The organism is Actinophytocola sediminis (assembly GCF_054779715.1).
Genome location: NZ_BAAGXS010000033.1, coordinates 141,542 through 158,032, shown reverse-complemented (window position 1 = coordinate 158,032; position 16,491 = coordinate 141,542). Strand labels below are relative to the sequence as shown.

Below are 16,491 nucleotides of genomic sequence, written 5' to 3'. Positions count from 1 at the left end.
CTGGGTGAAGGAGCGGCGGCGGCGGTTCCTGTCGCCGCTCCTTTTGAGTACCAGCAGAAAGGAGCATTGGTGGATCACCTATTGGTCGAGTCCATTCAGAAAGCGTTGGGATGGCATGACTCCGGCCCTCTCGGCACCGGGTTCGTTCACGGCAGCATGACCGATCCCTTGCTGTGCCAACAGATTCTGACACCGACCCGATTGCTCGACATCATCATGCGACGGTCGCTGTCGTACCCGCAGTTCCGGGTGTTCCAGGACGGTGAAGAGCTGCACCCGGACCGGTACCTGCACGATGTGGTGACGCGGCGTGGGCAGAGCCTGTCTATGGCGCGCATGGAACGTCTCGGGCGGCTCGTCCGCGCTGGGTGCACGATCGTGCTGGACACGCTCGATAGCTTCGACCCAGCGATGGAGATCGCCTGCCAGGCGTTGCAGTGGTGGTCACACGAGCTGGTGCAGGTCAACACCTACCTCACGACAGCGGACGCGGCCGGGTTCAACCTCCACTGGGACGACCATGACGTGATCATTGTCCAGCTCGGCGGTGAGAAATCCTGGGAAGTCCGCGGCACCAACCGGATCGCGCCGATGTACCGCGACGCGGCCAAGGACGACAAGCCGCCCGAGGAGGTCGTGTGGTCAGGCACGATGCGCGCCGGGGACGTCATGCACATCCCGCGCGGCTACTGGCACCAGGCCACGCGCACCGACCGCGGTAGTGACGATGCCGGATACAGCTTGCACGCCACGTTCGGGTTCGTGAAGCGCACCGGCGTCGACTGGCTGTATTGGATCGCGGACCGCTCCCGCATGCTGGAGGAGTTCCGGCACGACCTCGACCGCGGCAGGCCCAGCACCGAGTCCAGGGTGGAGCTGACCGAGCTGGTTCCGGACCTCGTGAAGGCGTACCCGCAGAGCGTGTATCTCGCGGCGCGCGAGCACGAGCGACCGCCCCGACGCCGTGTCGTGACCCATGACGTGTTTGGCCCGCTGACCGGTGTGGTGTGCCTGACCGATTTTCCGCCGACTGTCGTCACCACCGACGATCAGGTAACGGTCACCGCCGTGGGGAAGGAGATCGCCTTCCCCACGAAGGCCGAGCCGGCGCTGCGGATGCTGCTGTCCGGCAATCCGGTCACCATTGAGGCTGTCACCGAGGCGACTGGCGTTCCGGCCGACGTCGTGGCGCGCACGCTCGTGGATGAGGGTGTGTGCTCGGAGCTGACTGACGAGCTCCTGGCCGGGTATCTACAGGTCCGCTAGCGCGGCCAGCAGGCCAGTGGAGGCCGCCCGTGCGGCGTGGGACAGTGACGTTTCGTTCCCGCGCCGCGCGGCGGCCCGGATCACGTTCGCGCACTGGACCAGCATCGAGAGCGTGCCGGAGCGGGTGTCCAGTTCGGCGGCGAACTCGCGGCGGACCCGCGCGGCCAGGTCGACGTCCCGCAGCGACGCCTGCCACAGGCACGCCGCGTCGAGGCCCTGCGGCGCGGTTCCCCAGTCCTCCCAGTCGATCAGGTGGCCCTGCACGGACAGGTTGTGCCAGTGGACGTCGGTGTGGGCGGTCGACCACTCGTCGATGCGGGTGTTCACGTGGTCGCCGAACACCTCGGTGATCCGCCGGGTGACGTGCGCCTGGCTCATGCCGACCCGCTGAGTCTGATGTGTGGCGAGGGCGGCTAGCGACGCGCGCAGACCTGACCACCACACGTCCGGCAACAGTGCCGCCGTGCGGAGCTCTCCCACCATCGGCGCGGTGATCAGCTCCAGCTCGTCCGCGCGCCACACCACGCCCCGGCCAGGATCAGCCCACGTCACGGACTGGAACCACCTCGGTTTGGTGACGCCCTCGATCACCGAAGCTGCCTCGAGCCCGACCCAGGCGGCTGCGAACCGGGTCGCGCCACGGCGCTCGATGCGCACCCATGTGCCCGTGTGCGTGCGGAAGCCCTCCGTCGCGCCGGACTCGCCGTACACCACCGAGGCTCGGTCCAGGCGGACCGCCAGCGCGGTTTCGACGCGTTCGAGCACGTCCGGGTGCGCTTCCTCGCGCACGTTGATCATCGGCCGGGTCACGGTCAGGTCGGTCATGTCCCCCCTCGAACAAAGAAGGCCCCGAACCAGACTGGACGGGGCGCTCCCTTCTTTCGCTGCGGTCAGTTGTGCTGGTATTCGCCGTTCACCACGGCGTCGAGGAACAGGTTCCACTCCAGCGCGGTGTAGATGTGGGCGGGCTTGCCAGGGTTCTTGGTGTCCCGGACAGCGACGTGGCCGGGCGCGTAGCCGACCTCCACGCAACCGTTGCCCTGGGCCTGGCTTGCCTCGGGCTTGTGCCAGCCAGTGAACTCGGACTCGGAGGGCGTGCGCGACTGCATGATCATTTCTCCTTCGGGCTGGCGGCGGTCACTCGTAGTCCTTGGCTGCCCGGAGCAGGAGGTCTCTCGATGCCGCCGGATCGAGGGCCGCTCCCAACAGCCCGGTCCACAACCCACTGTAATCGGCCAAGTCCTGGAAGCCATCCAGGTAGTCGCAGTTCGTGAACTGCTCCACAAGCACGGTCTCCAACGGAGGCGTCCTGGGGCTCGCGGAGGGTATCCGGAAGTACACAAACGGGTACGAATGTGCCTTCGGGACGACAGGCGTTGCGAAGGGCAGAACGTGGATGTGCACGTTCGGTCGCATCGCGACCTCGGCGAGGTGCAGCATCTGGTGGAGCATGACGTCGCGGCTGCCGATCATCCGCCGTAGGCAGGATTCGGACAAGATCGCGGTGATCTCCACGTCCGGCCGGTTCAGCACCTCCTGGCGCTCCAGTCGCGCCTTGACCTGGGCTGCTGTCTTGGCGTTTGGCTCGTGAACTGGAGCGAACAGCGCCCGCATGTACGCCTCGGTCTGGAACAGGCCGTGGACCAGCTCGGTCAGGTAGATGTTGATCGCCGAGGCGTCCTGCTCGAAGTCGACGGCGGCGCGGAACCACTTCGAATAGACGCCGCGATGTCCTCGCCACCGGCCGCGGTTCTCCGCGCCTCGATTCAGCTCGGCGAACTCCTCGAGATCGATCGGGTCGCCGCCGTCGGCCGGGCCGCCGGCAGCATCGGTGCCGATCTTCTCCTTGTAGAAGGTCACGAGATCACGCAGCGGGCCCTGTCGGATCCCGGTGATCCCGTTCTCCAGCTTCGACAGCACAGACCAGGACCGGTCGAGCACCGACAGCAACTCACTGTCGGTGATGTCCAGCTCGGCCCGTTGTCGCAGGTGGCGCAGTTCGTGGCCGAGCACTTTCCGCTTCGTTGTCGGGCTTGGCACGTCGCGCATCCTCTCACCCGCGTGATCGACAAGCCATGAGCGGCACAGGTCGTACCAGATTCACTCATACAGTCGCATTGTCGTATCGCATATTCGACGCTACAGTCATCATGCGACAACGCGAATCGCATATGCGATGCACGAGAGGGTACTCCGTGAACCCACTGAGCCTGCTCACCGGTCCCGCACCCGCGCTGCTCCTCCTGGCCTCCCCGGAGTCGAGCAGCGACCCCGAGGTGAGCTCGCTCGGCCCGATCCTGGGCGTGGTTGGGGTCCTACTCGGCGTCGTACTGCTGGTAATCGCGGTCGCGGCCGGGCTCAGCCGTCTTGCTGAGCACCGGCGTATGGAGAGGGCACGGCTCGCCGATGACGCCACCGCACCGGCGCCGGCGAGCCGTGCCCTCTATCAGAACCCCGCTGCTGCCGAGGAGACCCCTGAACTCGTCGGCAGCAGCGGCCCCCACCCCAGCACTCCGCTGTGTAAGGAGCGCCGGTTATGGCCCGGCTGATCTGGAACGTCCCACCCTCCGCTCTCCCGATGTGGCGGCCCCCGACCGGATGGGCTGCCAGATCAGCCGGGCCCTTGCTGTATCCCGAAGGAGATTCCATGTCCATCCCGCTCAATGAGGTGACGGCGGAGACGCGGTGCCCGGAAAGACTCGGCGGCGACCTGCACCACTACCCGTTCACGCGGGATGGGAAGGCCGTCACGATGCCCGGCCCGGACACGGACCGGTACGGCCTGACCAAACCCGTGATGCTCGCGCTCTGCATGACCGCGCGCAAACCCGTATACCTCGTCGCGCCGCGCGCAAAGCCGGACCCGGCGAACCCGTCGCGGACGTGCGCGGAGTGCGCGTACGAGCACTTCCTGGATCTACGACGAGCCAAAGAGGACCAGCTCGTTGTGGCGGTGTAGGGCGGGGTGGCGGTGCCATGCTTGAGCCCTGCCGACGACGTGGGAAAGCACGACCTGCTTGGCCCGGACGGCTGGCCGCTGATCGGCACATTCAGCGGCCAGTTGATCACCGAGGACGAGTGCCCCACCGAGCGGATCTGGCGACCAGCAGTGGAGATCCCCGAGATTCCCGAGTCGACCATGGTCCTGCCGCGTGTGCCGGTCGACTCGCCGGAAGACACGGCGCTGTTGCCACCTATCTCCGAGGTCGGTGACGAACTGGCCGAGGAGCGGCGGCGGGCGACCGACGTCGCATGGAACCGCAGCCAGAACGCGGTCACACCGCTCAACCCGCGCAACCGCTCGGATCTCCAACGTCTCCTCGACGCGCTCAACCGCTGGAACCCTAACAGGAACCGGAAGGACTGAACATCGTGGCAAATCACCGAGTGCGCGGGATCCACTGTGGACCAGCTGTGCCGTTGCAGGTGACGGCCTGGCTGTTGGCCATCGTCCTGGTACTGGCTGTGCTGAGCGCTCTGAACTTCGGGGGTGACGCCGCATGAGCGAGAGCACGTTCCGGGCCGTCGTGTTCAGCGTCGACCCCGACGCTGTGTGCAAGGCAGTGCGGCTCGAGAACGGGTTCCTCTCGTGGTCGAACCCGACGCGCGACCTGTTCCAACTCGGAACCGCCACGATCGAGCTGCATCGGCACGGCGGCGAGTGGGCAATACGCGTCAACGCCGTCACCGAGGACGACGTGCGCGACACGCTGGCCCGGCTGCGTTTGGACCCGACTGTGGACGTCACCGACGAAATCAAGCCCCAACCAGTCCGGGCTCGGCAATGAGCGTGCCGCCCGTGCTGTACGTCGCGAGCTTCGGCTACCGCCATCGGAAACCACCTGCGGCCAACGCCGTAATCGACGTCCGATGGATGCCGAACCCGTTCAAGACCGTCGACCTGCATGACCTGTCCGGGCTCGACACAACCGTCCAGGCGTGGCTGTTCGGCCAGCCCATGATCGAGAACTGGTTCGAGTGCCTGCTCGATGTCCTCTATCCCCAGATCCAGCGTGCCTCGGAGAAGGACTCGCATGCGATCACCTGGATGTTTGGTTGCGCGGGCGGCCACGACAGGTCGGTGGCGGTCGCCGAGCATGTCGCCACGTCGATCCGCCGCACCGACCTCATCCCCGTGTTCGTGGGCCACCTGGACATCCACCACCGGGGCGGACGATGAGCCGGATGCTGCGTGCGCTCGCGTTCGCCGCGTGCCTACCGGTCACCATGATCGTGCTGGCGGCAGTGGGCGTGGCGCAGGTCCTCGGTGCGCTGGTGATGGTGTCGTCGCTGTGATCGGGTGGTTCCTGCTCGCGGGGCTCCTGCTCGGTTTCCGGCTGTACATCTGGCAGGTCGAACGAAGATCGGCCTGCCAGATGCCCCTGATGCCATTGCCGTGATCCCCAATATCCAGGACTGAGAGTGACGCCGCCCCGACGCGCCAAGCGCCCGGTGACGGATCAGGAGAGGGACAAGATCATCGCGCTGTTCCTGGACGTTGGCGTGGTCGCGTGCGTCGCCCGCCAGGTAGGGCGGCACCACGCCGTCGTGGAACGTGTGATCGATCGAGCGGGTCTCGAACGCCGCCGGTATCTGCCGAGGTACGGCTGCGACTCGCCGGTGATTTTGGAGGTTCACGAGACGGACGGACTCTGGATGGCGAACCGGCTAACGCTGCACGAGTACATCACCGAGATGATCAGGTTACAGGCTCAGCTCTGAGCCAGGCGCTACCGGCGAGCGAGCGGCCCACGAACGCTTCGCTGCCGTGTACGGACGTCCTCCTCAGCCGCCAGGTGTCCCGTCTTGGCGGCGAACTCTCCCGGTGTCGCGCGATGCCGGGCGGGTAAACATCATCCAGACTGCGGTGACCGCCGCGCCACGACACCGCGCAGGATAAGCCACCGCACTCCCGTGATCACCTGACCCTCGACTGGGTGCTTCTGGGCATAGCGGTGACACCAACCGGGCTGTTCTTTCCGGCAAACGTCAGGTGGCAGCGACGTCGGCCTAGGCTGGGTCAGGTGATTGACCAGGTGACGGTGGAAGCGGCGGTCGCCGATGCTCGCCTTGCTGCGACAGAGTTCGATGACGCCCAGGCGTGGCTGCGCGCCCATCAGACGCTGATGGAGCCGCTCGCGGCCGAGGTCTGGGTCACCGACCCGACGTACAGCCAGGTCTTGCTCGTGCGGCACCGCGTGCGTGGATGGGTACCGCCTGGCGGAAAGGTCGAGCCGGGCGAGACGCCGCGGGCAGCTGCGGCTCGTGAACTCGTGGAGGAGGCCGGCGTGGCGGGCGAGTTGCTGCCTGTGCCGGCCGCGGTGGCTGTCCGCTCTTTCCGTGCCGACTGGGCGCCGACGCTGAGCCTGTCCTACGGAGCCGTCATCGGCCGTGATGTGCCGCTCGGCGGAGAGACTGGACAGCCGTCGAAGTGGGTCCACCTGGACGAGACGTGGGAGAGCGTGTTCCCCGAGGACCGCGAACGTATCCGCGCGTACGTGCGCCGATTGGCGGCGGGGAACGTAGTGGGGGCGCACTGAGGCCCGTGGCCGGTGCACGGTCAGAGGACCTGGTCGATCAGACTCAGGGTGTCGTCGGGCAGCGTCACCAGTTGGAGCTCGTGCAGGAATCGAACCCATACCGGCTCCAAGCCGGGCTCCGCGGTGAACTGCTCCTCGCTCAGCTGCCCTCCGGCATAGGCCGCGGTGCGGTGCGCGTACTGCTGGAGCTGGTCTTGGTGCAGCCATCGGGGGGCGCGCACCTCTTGGGCAGAAGGTCGGACCGATCCAGACGTCTGGGCCCGATAGATCCACCACTGATGGCCCACGCGATCCCTGGTCGGCCGGCGGCAGTGGTTGGGGCGCCATGCGCTCAGCAGCAGGTGAAGGGAAGTGACGGTCAGGCCCACTTCCTCGGCGACCTCAATGCGGGCGGCTTGCTCGGGCCCTCCGTGCTGGTCGACATGACCAGCGACCGGTGCGATCCCCGCCGGCGGCCTCGCCCGTTCGAAGACCAGCAGCCCGGCCGGTGAGGAGATGAGCACACCGACGGCCGCGTGGTCGCAGAACTTTGTCCCACTGCCGCGGCTACTGGCCGGCGACGGGGCGGTCAACGTTGTTCCCTGGGCCGCTGCGCGACCACCACGAGCCAGCTCGTCACGGTAGGCGTGTCGGGCGTGGTCAGCGAGTACGCCTTGTCGAGGATGTCCATCCGCTGAGCGTGCGTGAACGCGCCGTCGGGTCGAGCGAAGACCGGAATCGACAGCCACGCCTTCTTCTCGGCCATCGTGCCGTGCTGGGCGACGACCTCCGTGTCGAGCACGGTCAGCCCGGCGACTGACAGATGCTCGGCGACCATGTCCACCGACAGCTTGGGAGCCGCCTCGGCGGCTGGAGGCGGCGGGGCGTAGCCGTAGTCACGGGCCGCGACCTGACGGATCAAAGTGTTCAGCGACGGTCCGGTGTGCACACTGGTCTCGTCGGGGTGGCGGACGCCGGCAAAGCCGCCGCCGACGTTGAACACGAACCGTCCGCCGGGTCGTAGAACCTGATGGACGGCGGCAAACACCTGTGACACGTCGGTCTTCCAGATCGCGGAGTTGCACACCACGGCGTCCACCGAGCCGGGAACGTGGTCGGCCAGATCTTCGGCTGGGGCGGTGACCCAGGTCAGGCGCGGGTCGGCCACGGTCCGTCGGCCAACGCGCTGCATGGCAGCGGCGTTGTCCAGGGAGACGACCCGGGCGTCGATCGAGACGAGTTCGAGGATTGCATCTGCGGTCGCGCCGGCTCCGCCGCACAGGTCGACCACCATGCAGCCGTCGGTGAACTCAGCGCGCCGGGCAAGGTCTCGGCTGGTGGCCGCGTACATGGGGAAGTCGCGGGTGAAGGCGGCGTACGCCTCTGCGGTGGTGTCCTCGTCCCAGCCGAGAAGGGCGTCCAGGGGTGCCATCGCGGGTACCTCGCTTCAGGGTGCAGGCCGGGCTCTTGGCGGACGGACGCGATGAGACAGCCGGGGTCGGTTAGAAGAGAGAGTTCTGGAAGGCGGCGGCGGGCGACGTGAACGGGCCGAGGGTGACGCGGCGCCCTTTGAGGGTGCCGAGGTCGAGCACGTAGTCCACCTCGTCGTCACCGTCCAGGACGGCCAGTATCTGGGTGCCGACGCACGAGACGACGGTGAAGCCGTGCTCGCCGTCGCGCAGGTCCTGTGGATACAGCATCCGTACACCGTCGGCGACGCGCATTCGGTCGCCTTCGGCAGGAGAAGTCCACTTCTCCAGCATTGCCGGGGTGTCCATGGCGGCGAGCGCGTCAGCGGCGCGGGAGACGTGGTGGTCGTGGGTCGCGCTCGCGGTGGACAGGTCGGTCAGGTTGGCCAGCGCCTTGAGCTTGGTTGAGGCCCGGACGGTCTGGGGCACCTGCAGGCCGCGGGTGATGGCGTCTTCGAGGTGGCGTACGGCCCGGCCGTCGGGACTCTTGGTCAGGTAGGTGGCGATCAGCGCGCCCTGCTCGTCGAGGCGGGATTGCTTGCGTGGTTCGGCTGCGGTGCCGACTTTGGTGGCGCCGTCGGCGAAGGTGGCGAGGTAGAGCCAGTGCGGCTGGTCCATGTACTGGCGCAAGGTCTCGGGGACGTTGCCGTCCTGGTGGAACTGGTGGGCGAAGCGGAACTCGTCTTGGCGCAGGCACCGGGCGCACTGGTCGCTCTGCTCGGTCGGCGCGCGGTCGGGGCACGCGAGGGCCGCGACGCGCACCGTGTCGGCGAACTGGTACCGGCCGGTGCACCACCGGCCAGTACCAACCGCAAAGCCGAGTCGCTGGTTCATGATCTCGGCGTAGACCAGCGGCCCGTCGGGCAGCGGGGCCAGCAGCAGCCGGGGATCTCCTGTCGCCCAGGTGATGCCGTGGCACACGTACTCGCCGTCGGTCGGTCGGGTCACTGGCATGGGTGCGTTCCTCGTGGTGGCTGCGGGCGGTCAGATGGCGAGCTGGAGGCGGTCGGCGAGCGCGTCGGCGGCGGTCTTGAAGACCGCGTCGCGGTCCATGTCGGTCACGTCCATCGACAGCCATCCGCCGCGCTGCTCGTGCTCGCGCAGCTTCGCGAGAACGACGTCTTGGTAGCGGATGAAGTCCTCGTCCGCGCCGCCGGAGTGGCCGGTTTCCAGAGAGCTGAATTCGCCCTTGCGGGCGAGCGCGTCACGGGCGCTGATGCGCAGGAAGAACACCAGGTCGGGTTCGGTGAGGTGGGCGAAGACCTGCTCGGCCAAACTGGTGGAGACGTCGGGATTCACCGCGTAGCGAGCGAGGATCTTGTGGTGGGCGTTGTCGAGGATCACGTATGTTCCGGCGGCGAGAGCGGGCTGGATGACGAGTTTGTCCTGGAGGGTGTACCAGGCGGCCAACGCCAGCAGCCAGTAGTGGTCGCCGCACGCTTGGGCGACGCGTGCGTCGCGGCGATAGACCAGGGCGTTGAGCCGATCGACGTAGGCGGACAACTCCGGGTTCATCGGGACTTCGGTGCTGTGCTTGCCGATCAGGATCGCTTCGTGGCCGGCCTCGTTGAGCGCTTGGTGCAGGCGGGTGGCGAGGGTGGACTTGCCCGCGCCGTCGATGCCGACGACCGTGATCTCCCGTCCGCGCGTGGGGTTGAAGAAAGGTGCCGCGTTCGTCATGTGGTGCTCCTCCAAGGGGTTCAGATCGGCCGGGCGGCCAGTCGGTTGGCGATGACGTCTTGGATCTGTCTGATGAGGACGGTGCGTCGCCGGACAACGTCGTTGTGACGCTCGTTGGACAAGTCCGCGGGGTAATGGCGAGCGAGGTTGTTGGAAATGACGTGTAGATAGCCGAAATCGATCCCGGCGTCGCGTGCTGCCACCCCCATGGGGCCGATCTCCGGATCGACGAATGCGTGCTCGGCGTGCTCGGTCAGCCAGTCCCGGTTCTCCAGCAAGATCGAGGGCGAGGTGACGTGGACGCCGGTGTGCACACCCGGCTGGGCCGTGGCGAAGTCACCGAAGAAATCGGGCCACGTCACGACGCTGCCACTTACGAGGCTTGTGTTTCCGGTTGCAAGTCGCGTGTTGGGTTCGATGTCTGGGTTCAGGGCACCGACTTTGCCGACGTAGACGACGTCGCGGGCACCGAGCTCCGCCAGGCGCGTGACCACGCGCCCGGCGACGTCGCCCCAGATGCTGTGCAGGAAACCGAGGTAGACCACCCGGCGGCCGTGGACCTCGGTGCGTTGCCAGGCGTAGCCGTGCCCGTGGTTCCACACACCGTCCGGCGGGGCAAGGTGCGCCAGGCCCCAGCCGACGATCACGAGGTCGCCATCGAGTTCGAGGTCGAGCATCCCCACCGCCTCGCGAGACAACGTCGGGTCGGGCAACTCGTAGGTGACGGTGTCGGCCGCTTTTCCTGTCATGGCAAGGTACGTGGCGATGATCAGCGCGTAGTGGTGGACGTAGTCGGCACCGGGGAATGCCTTGACGGTGAGGTCACGGCCTTGGACGTCGGCGGTGGGGCGCTCGAAGTTGAACAGCTTGCCGGTCTTCTCGTACGCGGAGATCACAGCTTCGCGGTCGTAACTGCCGACGACGTGGATGCTGTCCCAGTCGTGGTCCTGGATCAGGTGGTGCACCTTGATCTGGAGGTAGCGCAGAAGGCGGTCCGGGGCCATCGTGTGCCCGTCCACCGCGATGGGAGAACTGCGCAACGCCGAGTCGAGGCATGCGGGCAGGACCGCATTGGCGAGCAGGTTCATCAGGCGGCCTCCGGGATACGGACGCTGCTGCCGGCCGCCTCGCGGACGACTGCGATGTTGCGTCGGATCAGGTCGAACCGTTCCTCGGGGATGGGGCCCAAGTCCTCGATCCGAGGAGTTTTGGGCTTCTCGTAGGGGCCGCCGGGCAGCATCTCGATGCCCATCGCGCCGAGGATGACCGGCGCGGCGCCGTCGACCGAGGCGATCCATTCGTGCTCGCGCTGTTCGACGAGTTCCAGGTGTCCGCTGCGGCCGAGGCCGAGCAGCCGATAGACGATCCTGTCCTCGATCATGCCGTGGTCTTCCAGGTACTGGGTGGCCGCCCAGCGGGTGCGGCAGAGCTGGTCTTCGGGGGCGGGGCGCCGGGATGCGGGCAACGCGATCGCTCCGACGTAGTCACTGGAGGCGAAGTAGTCGTAGCAGCGCAGCCACTCTTGATCGTCTGCCGCGTGCAGCACGACGCACAGCCGGAACTCCCCGCTCAGGTCGAGGATCTGACGGGCGGCTTCGTCGCTGGCTTGGATGGTGGCGAGCCCGTCGCGCATGACGTCCGGCAGGATGATCTCACGGGCGTCGACTATGCGGGCTGCCGCGATCAGGTCGGCGGCCGGCAGGGCGTGGCCGAGATCGAAAACTCCGTTGTCGACAATGATCTCTGCGCCCCGCTGGGCTTCGCGGTGGAAGAACGCGCGGTAGGCAGCGTCGGTCAGAACACGCTGGGCTGCCACGTGGTGGACGCTGGCGGGCTCCTGCGCGACGAAGGCGTTCAGGTAGTCCGGCGGCGCGATCGCGGAGAAGGCGATGCTCTTGGCCATCAGGCTGCCCTCCACCTGTCGGTGGCGAGGGTGAGGAATTGTTGGGAGAGCACAGGATCGCTCTCGAATCGACCACCGGCCTGCACTGTGGTGGTACGAGCTGCCTCCATCCGCACACCCCGCGCACTCATGCACAGGTGCGTGCCGCGGACCGCGACGGCCACGTCGCTACTGCCGAGCACGACGGCGATCTCGTCCGCTACCTGCCGAGTGAAGCGCTCCTGCACCTGAAGACGACCCGCGTACTGCTGTGCGATGCGGCCGAACTTCGACAGGCCCATCACCTCGCCGTCCGGCACGTAACCGACTGCGACGTCCAGGTTCATGGGCAGCAGGTGGTGCTCACACAGCGACCAGACGCTCAGGCCGCCGATCACGACCAACTGGCCGCTCAGGTGCTGCTCGGTGAAGCAGGTCGGTGTGGCCGACGGCTCCGGGGAGAAGAAATCGCGCCACCACGCGGCGACCCTGGTCGGCGTGTCCGACAGGCCCTCCCGTCCGGGGTCCTCGCCGATCGCGGCGAGGAGCTGGCCGACAAGATCGGCGACGCGCTCGGTGTCAACCGGGCCCGGCGACGCCAGATCCTGGCTGTCGCTGGAAGCCAGCCTGTCGAGAGTGTTGGTCACAGACTTCGTCTCGCTTCCGGGTTTGGTAATGGGTCAAAGACGTCAGCAGTGGCGGCTCGTGGTAGCGCCCTGGCGCGCAGGTGCTGGGCGACGTGCCAGCGCAGTGACGACGACCGCGAGCATCAGGGTGATCTCGGCCAGGTCCTCGGAAGGCGTCCTTCAACAGGAGGCCGCTGAGGTTTGGTGCTGATGCGGGAAACCGCGCGATCCGGTGCTCGGTCTGGGAATCGGTGTCACCGCGCTCCGGTCAGGATGTGCAGGCGGGTGGAGACGTTCCATCCGCGTTCAGTGGCCGGGCCGTAGAGCGCATCCATACCGGCCAGAACCTTCTCCTGGGTGGTGCCCTCCGGCATCACCCACACCGGAGCCAGCTGGTGCTCCTCGACGAGCTGGGCGATCTCGTCGAGGTCCCGGTCGGGCTCGGTGACAACGAACTTGAACACCGCGCGGTCTGTCGCGACGAACGCCGAGAGGGCATCGGGCTTGATGCGGGTTGAGTAGGTCATGCCGGAGTTCGCGAGTTTCGGACTCACCACCCAGAGATCGACCAAGGAGGCAAGTTCCGGTGTGGGCGCCATCGTGCCGTTGGTTTCGACCTGCACCCGCACGTTCGCCAGGCCGCGGGCGAGGGCGGTCATGGCGGGTTGCTGCAACATCGGCTCCCCGCCGGTGATCACCATCATGTCCACGCCGCGCTCACGCACCCACGACACCAGCTCGGCGATGGGGACTTTGTCGCTGACCTCGGCCGGGTTGTATCTGCTCCAGTCCCAGCTCTCTGGGGTGTCACAGAAGCCGCACCGGAGGTTGCACCGGGAGAACCGGACGAACACGCAGCGCTGCCCGGTCCACGGGCCTTCGCCCTGGAACGACTCGAACTTCTCCGTGAGAATCGCGGAACCCTCTACACGTTCGGGAGCCAAGGCCGGCGTGTTCACGAGGCATCGCCTCGTTCCCACAGGCCGGTGGTCTTCCCCGAGTCGACCCGTACGGATACGAGTCGACCGCGGATCTCCGGCTCGACGTTGTCGACGAACCAGCCAGCCAGGTGCGCGACCAGCGCAGGGCCGGCAGCACGTAGCCCCGCGCCGGCGTCAGGCGCCTGGAGGTACGTCCCGAACGGCTTCAGGTCGCCGAAATCGGTGATGAACCCAACCTCGTTGAGTCCGTCCGCCCCCAGAACCAGCGTGACGTCGCCGTGGCTGGTCTTGAAGGTCTTCGAGATCGTGACCTCGCTGGTGACGCCGTCACAGCGTGCTGACGTGGTCGCGGTCTCCGACACCACCATCTCGACCAGCGTGATCGGCATTGCCGATTCCATATGGTCCCGGAACCACTCGGCAAGGTGCGCAGCGAGAAGCTCGCTCGTCGGGTGGAAGGTGACCTGCTCGTTGAGCAACCGGTGGTCGAACGTCGCGGCCAGATAGTCCCCGAGAGGCGACAGGTCTCCGGGGGCGTCATCGTGCACGAGCGCCGAGGCGGTCACCGTGTAGTTGTGGCCGTGGTTGCGGCGACATTTGTGACTGCCCGGTAACTGCCTCAGCTCGTGGCTGGCGCTGAAGCCGAACGACTGCGAGATGGTGATCTGGCCGCCCGCCACACACTTCTCCTCAGTGGCCTTCATGTAGCCCTCCTTCCTCGGTCATGCCGAACGGCACTGGGACGATGTGCGCTGGCTGCCGAACTGCCTTGCCGGCTCGGATGACGCAGCGGCCGGAAAGTTCGGGGGTCGAGCTGACCAGTGACGATCTGTAGTACCTTCGCTACGATTTACCTTACTGCGATATCGGAAAGGTGACAAGGTTGTCCGGATGAGCGTCGAACGTGGCCTTGCTGCCTTACGACTAAGGTCAACGGTGGGAGTACCTCCCACCGCGAGACACAAGGAGGGCGAGCGATGACGAGCGCCGGCCCGTGGACGAGCGTGTCGATGCCCTACGTGAGCGGCCACCGGGGCGACGCCTGGGGCGCCGAGGCAGCAGAGCATGGCGGCACGGGAACTCAAAAGTTGCTGAGTGTTGACGAGGTGGTCGCCTCCGCGACGGTCGCCGACATGCTGGGCCTGAATGCGGGCGAGGCGGTGGTCGTGCGGCGCCGCCTCATGTTGTTCAACGACCACCCGGTCGAGCTTGTCGACTCGTACTACCCCGCGAACATCGCTCGGGGCACCAGGCTGGCCGAGCCCCGCAAGATCCCCGGCGGTGCTGTCGCACTCCTGACTGACCTCGGACATCCGCCTCGCCGCGTCCGTGAAGACGTCAGCGCACGCTTGGCCACACCACACGAACGGACCGCGCTGGAGCTGGACGACCCGTCCTGTGTGCTGCTGCTCGCTCGCGTGCTCGTCTCCGAGAACGATCTGCCCGTCGAAGCCAGCGTGATGACGATGGTGGCCGAGGGGCGACGGCTGCGATACGAGCTGACGCCATGACCGCCCTGACAGCGTCTCCAGGAGTCGGCCTTGCCTCGCGCCCGTGACATCCGGCCCCGGCATCAGCAGATCGCGGCGGAACTGCGCGATCTCATCATGCGCGGCGAGCTGAGCCCAGGTACGCAACTGCCGTCCACCGCGCAACTCGTCGAGCGGTACGGTGCAGCGAACGCCACCATCCAGCACGCGCTGAAGGCACTGAAGGACGAAGGCTTCCTCGACAGCCGTGTTGGCAAAGGCGTCTATGTCCGCGATCGGCAGCCGTTCATCATCGACGCCTCCGCCTACATCAAGCCTGAACCAGGCCGGTTCCGCTACCAGTTGCGCAACGTCGACAACGTCGTCCCACCCGCGGACATCGCCGAGGGATTGCAGCTGATGCCAGGTGCTACCACGATCATCCGCACCAGAATTCTCTTCCACGACGAGCAGCCCGTGGAGTTGTCCGCGTCGTACTATCCCGCCGAGATTGCCGCCACCAGCAGCCTGGCGAAGGCCGCGAAAATCCGCGGCGGTGCACCCCAGGCGCTTGCCGACCTCGGCTTTCCTCAGCGGACCTTCGTCGACCGGATTTCGGCACGCCCCCCGACGGTGGAGGAAGCCGAGACGCTGGATCTTCCAGATGGGACGCCGGTGATCCGGCAGTTGCGTGTCATTTACAGCGACAACGAACGCCCCGTCGAAGCCTCGGTCCTCATCAAGGGCGCACACCTGTATGAGCTGCTGTACAGACAGACCGTCGAGACCGAGTCTGGGTAGAGTCAAGACGTTGTCTGCACCTTCGATCTCAGACGAGGTTGCGGGTATTGCCGGACGGTTCACTACGATCTACCCGTGTGTGTTCTATGAATGCTTGGGCGCGTTCAAGGTCTTGAGGGGTGTCAACTGCGATACCGGTGTCGCTGACTTTGATCATTTGTACTGCGAGGCCGCGCTCGAGAAGTCGGAGCATTTCGATTCCCTCCGCACGTTCTACGGGGCCAGGCAGTGTTGTTGTGAAGGCATGAAGACCGGACGGTGTGAATCCGTACAGGCCAAGTTGTCGACAGTATGCCAATCGGGTCGACGTGTGCGGATAGGGTATTGGTTGGCGAGAGAATGCCAGTGCGCAGCCATCGGTGCGTAAGGTCAGTTTCACGACGTTGTGGTCGCACACCTCGGCTGGCTCGTGCAGGTCGCAGTATGCGTTGACCGCCGCGATTGTGCCACCGCAGTGGTGGCGTAGGGCGAGGCCGACGGCGTCGATGGATTCGGGCGAGACGAACGGTTCGTCGCCCTGGACGTTGATGTAGCCGGCGTAGTCGCGGAATTCAGGTTTTTGGGCGCATTCTGCGACACGGTCGGTCCCGGTGGGGTGGTCTCTGGTCATGGTCGACGGAATTCCCCACTGGGTGCACGCGGCGGCGATCCGTGCATCGTCGGTGGCGACCACGACGTCTGCAATAGTCCGCGCTTTCATACATTGCTGGTACACGTGCCATAGCATTGGCTTGCCGTCAATCGTGGCCAGCGGCTTCCCTGGGAATCTTGATGATGAGTATCGTGCGGGTATCACGGCGAGAACACCACGACCAACGTCGGTGTGTGCCATGGCGGA

General features: G+C 66.4%; 23 protein-coding genes. 10 read left to right on the top strand and 13 right to left on the bottom strand.

From position 1 onward, the window contains the following. The first annotated feature begins 69 nt into the window (after positions 1 to 69). Positions 70 to 1,266, top strand: a complete 1,197-nt coding sequence (locus ACYVIP_RS21480) for a JmjC domain-containing protein (RefSeq protein WP_460399037.1) — start codon at positions 70 to 72, stop codon at positions 1,264 to 1,266. Here the strand turns inward: ACYVIP_RS21480 and ACYVIP_RS21475 are convergent. The 3 genes from ACYVIP_RS21475 to ACYVIP_RS21465 form a co-directional block, all read right to left on the bottom strand. Then, entirely contained in the window at positions 1,252 to 2,091 is an 840-nt protein-coding gene (locus ACYVIP_RS21475; RefSeq protein ID WP_460399034.1) for a hypothetical protein, read from the bottom strand. The genes ACYVIP_RS21480 and ACYVIP_RS21475 overlap by 15 nt on opposite strands. A gap of 65 nt (positions 2,092 to 2,156) precedes the next feature. Then, complete coding sequence (locus ACYVIP_RS21470) at positions 2,157 to 2,375, bottom strand: DUF397 domain-containing protein (RefSeq protein ID WP_460399032.1); 219 nt, start codon at positions 2,373 to 2,375, stop codon at positions 2,157 to 2,159. Positions 2,376 to 2,403: 28 nt separating this feature from the next. Then, positions 2,404 to 3,207, bottom strand: coding sequence for a DUF5753 domain-containing protein (locus ACYVIP_RS21465; RefSeq protein ID WP_460399187.1), 804 nt, complete (start codon positions 3,205 to 3,207; stop codon positions 2,404 to 2,406). 254 nt (positions 3,208 to 3,461) lie between these two features. On the opposite strand from ACYVIP_RS21465, the gene ACYVIP_RS21460 reads away from it, so the two are divergent. The 7 genes from ACYVIP_RS21460 (at position 3,462) to ACYVIP_RS21430 (ending at position 6,806) form a co-directional block, all read left to right on the top strand. Further along, the gene (locus ACYVIP_RS21460) at positions 3,462 to 3,815 is read left to right on the top strand and encodes a hypothetical protein (RefSeq protein ID WP_460399030.1); all 354 of its coding nucleotides are present in this window, start codon (positions 3,462 to 3,464) and stop codon (positions 3,813 to 3,815) included. 98 nt (positions 3,816 to 3,913) lie between these two features. Continuing rightward, on the top strand, positions 3,914 to 4,225 hold the full coding sequence (locus ACYVIP_RS21455; RefSeq protein ID WP_460399028.1) for a hypothetical protein: 312 nt from the start codon (positions 3,914 to 3,916) through the stop codon (positions 4,223 to 4,225). Between the two features lie 21 nt (positions 4,226 to 4,246). Beyond that, positions 4,247 to 4,633: a hypothetical protein gene (locus ACYVIP_RS21450; protein WP_460399026.1), complete on the top strand. Its 387-nt coding sequence runs from the start codon at positions 4,247 to 4,249 to the stop codon at positions 4,631 to 4,633. A 133-nt stretch (positions 4,634 to 4,766) separates the two neighbouring features. Further along, on the top strand, positions 4,767 to 5,054 hold the full coding sequence (locus ACYVIP_RS21445) for a hypothetical protein (RefSeq protein WP_460399023.1): 288 nt from the start codon (positions 4,767 to 4,769) through the stop codon (positions 5,052 to 5,054). Positions 5,055 to 5,065: 11 nt separating this feature from the next. Next, entirely contained in the window at positions 5,066 to 5,446 is a 381-nt protein-coding gene (locus ACYVIP_RS21440; RefSeq protein ID WP_460399021.1) for a RapZ C-terminal domain-containing protein, read from the top strand. 242 nt (positions 5,447 to 5,688) lie between these two features. Continuing rightward, a complete protein-coding gene (locus tag ACYVIP_RS21435) occupies positions 5,689 to 5,988 on the top strand; it encodes a hypothetical protein (RefSeq protein ID WP_460399019.1) in 300 nt (99 codons plus the stop codon). A gap of 302 nt (positions 5,989 to 6,290) precedes the next feature. Continuing rightward, entirely contained in the window at positions 6,291 to 6,806 is a 516-nt protein-coding gene (locus ACYVIP_RS21430; protein ID WP_460399017.1) for an NUDIX hydrolase, read from the top strand. A gap of 20 nt (positions 6,807 to 6,826) precedes the next feature. Here the strand turns inward: ACYVIP_RS21430 and ACYVIP_RS21425 are convergent, their stop codons facing one another. The 9 genes from ACYVIP_RS21425 to ACYVIP_RS21385 form a co-directional block, all read right to left on the bottom strand. Beyond that, a complete protein-coding gene (locus ACYVIP_RS21425; protein WP_460399015.1) occupies positions 6,827 to 7,378 on the bottom strand; it encodes an NUDIX hydrolase in 552 nt (183 codons plus the stop codon). Next, on the bottom strand, positions 7,375 to 8,217 hold the full coding sequence (locus ACYVIP_RS21420) for a class I SAM-dependent methyltransferase (RefSeq protein ID WP_460399013.1): 843 nt from the start codon (positions 8,215 to 8,217) through the stop codon (positions 7,375 to 7,377). The genes ACYVIP_RS21425 and ACYVIP_RS21420 overlap by 4 nt, the downstream gene beginning before the upstream one ends. Positions 8,218 to 8,287: 70 nt before the next feature. Continuing rightward, complete coding sequence (locus ACYVIP_RS21415; RefSeq protein WP_460399011.1) at positions 8,288 to 9,208, bottom strand: DUF2797 domain-containing protein; 921 nt, start codon at positions 9,206 to 9,208, stop codon at positions 8,288 to 8,290. Positions 9,209 to 9,238: 30 nt separating this feature from the next. Then, positions 9,239 to 9,934 carry a dTMP kinase gene (locus ACYVIP_RS21410; protein ID WP_460399009.1) on the bottom strand — a complete coding sequence of 232 codons (696 nt, stop codon included), beginning with the start codon at positions 9,932 to 9,934 and terminating at the stop codon, positions 9,239 to 9,241. A gap of 20 nt (positions 9,935 to 9,954) precedes the next feature. Further along, the gene (locus tag ACYVIP_RS21405) at positions 9,955 to 11,022 is read right to left on the bottom strand and encodes a hypothetical protein (protein WP_460399007.1); all 1,068 of its coding nucleotides are present in this window, start codon (positions 11,020 to 11,022) and stop codon (positions 9,955 to 9,957) included. Beyond that, a complete protein-coding gene (locus ACYVIP_RS21400; protein WP_460399005.1) occupies positions 11,022 to 11,837 on the bottom strand; it encodes a hypothetical protein in 816 nt (271 codons plus the stop codon). The genes ACYVIP_RS21405 and ACYVIP_RS21400 overlap by 1 nt, the downstream gene beginning before the upstream one ends. Next, positions 11,837 to 12,463, bottom strand: coding sequence for a GTP cyclohydrolase I (gene folE / locus ACYVIP_RS21395; RefSeq protein WP_460399003.1), 627 nt, complete (start codon positions 12,461 to 12,463; stop codon positions 11,837 to 11,839). The genes ACYVIP_RS21400 and folE overlap by 1 nt, the downstream gene beginning before the upstream one ends. A 233-nt stretch (positions 12,464 to 12,696) precedes the next feature. Further along, a complete protein-coding gene (locus tag ACYVIP_RS21390) occupies positions 12,697 to 13,401 on the bottom strand; it encodes a 7-carboxy-7-deazaguanine synthase QueE (RefSeq protein ID WP_460399001.1) in 705 nt (234 codons plus the stop codon). Then, complete coding sequence (locus tag ACYVIP_RS21385; RefSeq protein WP_460398999.1) at positions 13,398 to 14,087, bottom strand: 6-pyruvoyl trahydropterin synthase family protein; 690 nt, start codon at positions 14,085 to 14,087, stop codon at positions 13,398 to 13,400. The genes ACYVIP_RS21390 and ACYVIP_RS21385 overlap by 4 nt, the downstream gene beginning before the upstream one ends. Positions 14,088 to 14,360: 273 nt before the next feature. Here ACYVIP_RS21385 and ACYVIP_RS21380 point away from each other — a divergent pair, with 273 nt between their 5' ends. Together ACYVIP_RS21380 and ACYVIP_RS21375 are read left to right on the top strand one after the other, a co-directional pair. Next, positions 14,361 to 14,894, top strand: coding sequence for a GntR family transcriptional regulator (locus tag ACYVIP_RS21380; protein WP_460398997.1), 534 nt, complete (start codon positions 14,361 to 14,363; stop codon positions 14,892 to 14,894). 30 nt (positions 14,895 to 14,924) lie between these two features. Further along, positions 14,925 to 15,653 carry a GntR family transcriptional regulator gene (locus ACYVIP_RS21375; RefSeq protein ID WP_460398995.1) on the top strand — a complete coding sequence of 243 codons (729 nt, stop codon included), beginning with the start codon at positions 14,925 to 14,927 and terminating at the stop codon, positions 15,651 to 15,653. 28 nt (positions 15,654 to 15,681) lie between these two features. On the opposite strand, the gene ACYVIP_RS21370 is transcribed toward ACYVIP_RS21375, so the two are convergent. Next, the gene (locus tag ACYVIP_RS21370) at positions 15,682 to 16,485 is read right to left on the bottom strand and encodes a 3-deoxy-manno-octulosonate cytidylyltransferase (protein WP_460398993.1); all 804 of its coding nucleotides are present in this window, start codon (positions 16,483 to 16,485) and stop codon (positions 15,682 to 15,684) included. Positions 16,486 to 16,491 lie beyond the last annotated feature (6 nt).

Coding starts and splice junctions, on each gene's coding strand:
- ACYVIP_RS21475 (WP_460399034.1), bottom strand. CDS start 2,091: ATGACCGACCTGACCGTGACCCGGCCGATGATCAACGTGCGCGAGGAA.
- ACYVIP_RS21470 (WP_460399032.1), bottom strand. CDS start 2,375: ATGCAGTCGCGCACGCCCTCCGAGTCCGAGTTCACTGGCTGGCACAAG.
- ACYVIP_RS21455 (WP_460399028.1), top strand. CDS start 3,914: ATGTCCATCCCGCTCAATGAGGTGACGGCGGAGACGCGGTGCCCGGAA.
- ACYVIP_RS21445 (WP_460399023.1), top strand. CDS start 4,767: ATGAGCGAGAGCACGTTCCGGGCCGTCGTGTTCAGCGTCGACCCCGAC.
- ACYVIP_RS21420 (WP_460399013.1), bottom strand. CDS start 8,217: ATGGCACCCCTGGACGCCCTTCTCGGCTGGGACGAGGACACCACCGCA.
- ACYVIP_RS21415 (WP_460399011.1), bottom strand. CDS start 9,208: ATGCCAGTGACCCGACCGACCGACGGCGAGTACGTGTGCCACGGCATC.
- ACYVIP_RS21410 (WP_460399009.1), bottom strand. CDS start 9,934: ATGACGAACGCGGCACCTTTCTTCAACCCCACGCGCGGACGGGAGATC.
- ACYVIP_RS21405 (WP_460399007.1), bottom strand. CDS start 11,022: ATGAACCTGCTCGCCAATGCGGTCCTGCCCGCATGCCTCGACTCGGCG.
- ACYVIP_RS21400 (WP_460399005.1), bottom strand. CDS start 11,837: ATGGCCAAGAGCATCGCCTTCTCCGCGATCGCGCCGCCGGACTACCTG.
- ACYVIP_RS21385 (WP_460398999.1), bottom strand. CDS start 14,087: ATGAAGGCCACTGAGGAGAAGTGTGTGGCGGGCGGCCAGATCACCATC.
- ACYVIP_RS21380 (WP_460398997.1), top strand. CDS start 14,361: ATGACGAGCGCCGGCCCGTGGACGAGCGTGTCGATGCCCTACGTGAGC.
- ACYVIP_RS21370 (WP_460398993.1), bottom strand. CDS start 16,485: ATGGCACACACCGACGTTGGTCGTGGTGTTCTCGCCGTGATACCCGCA.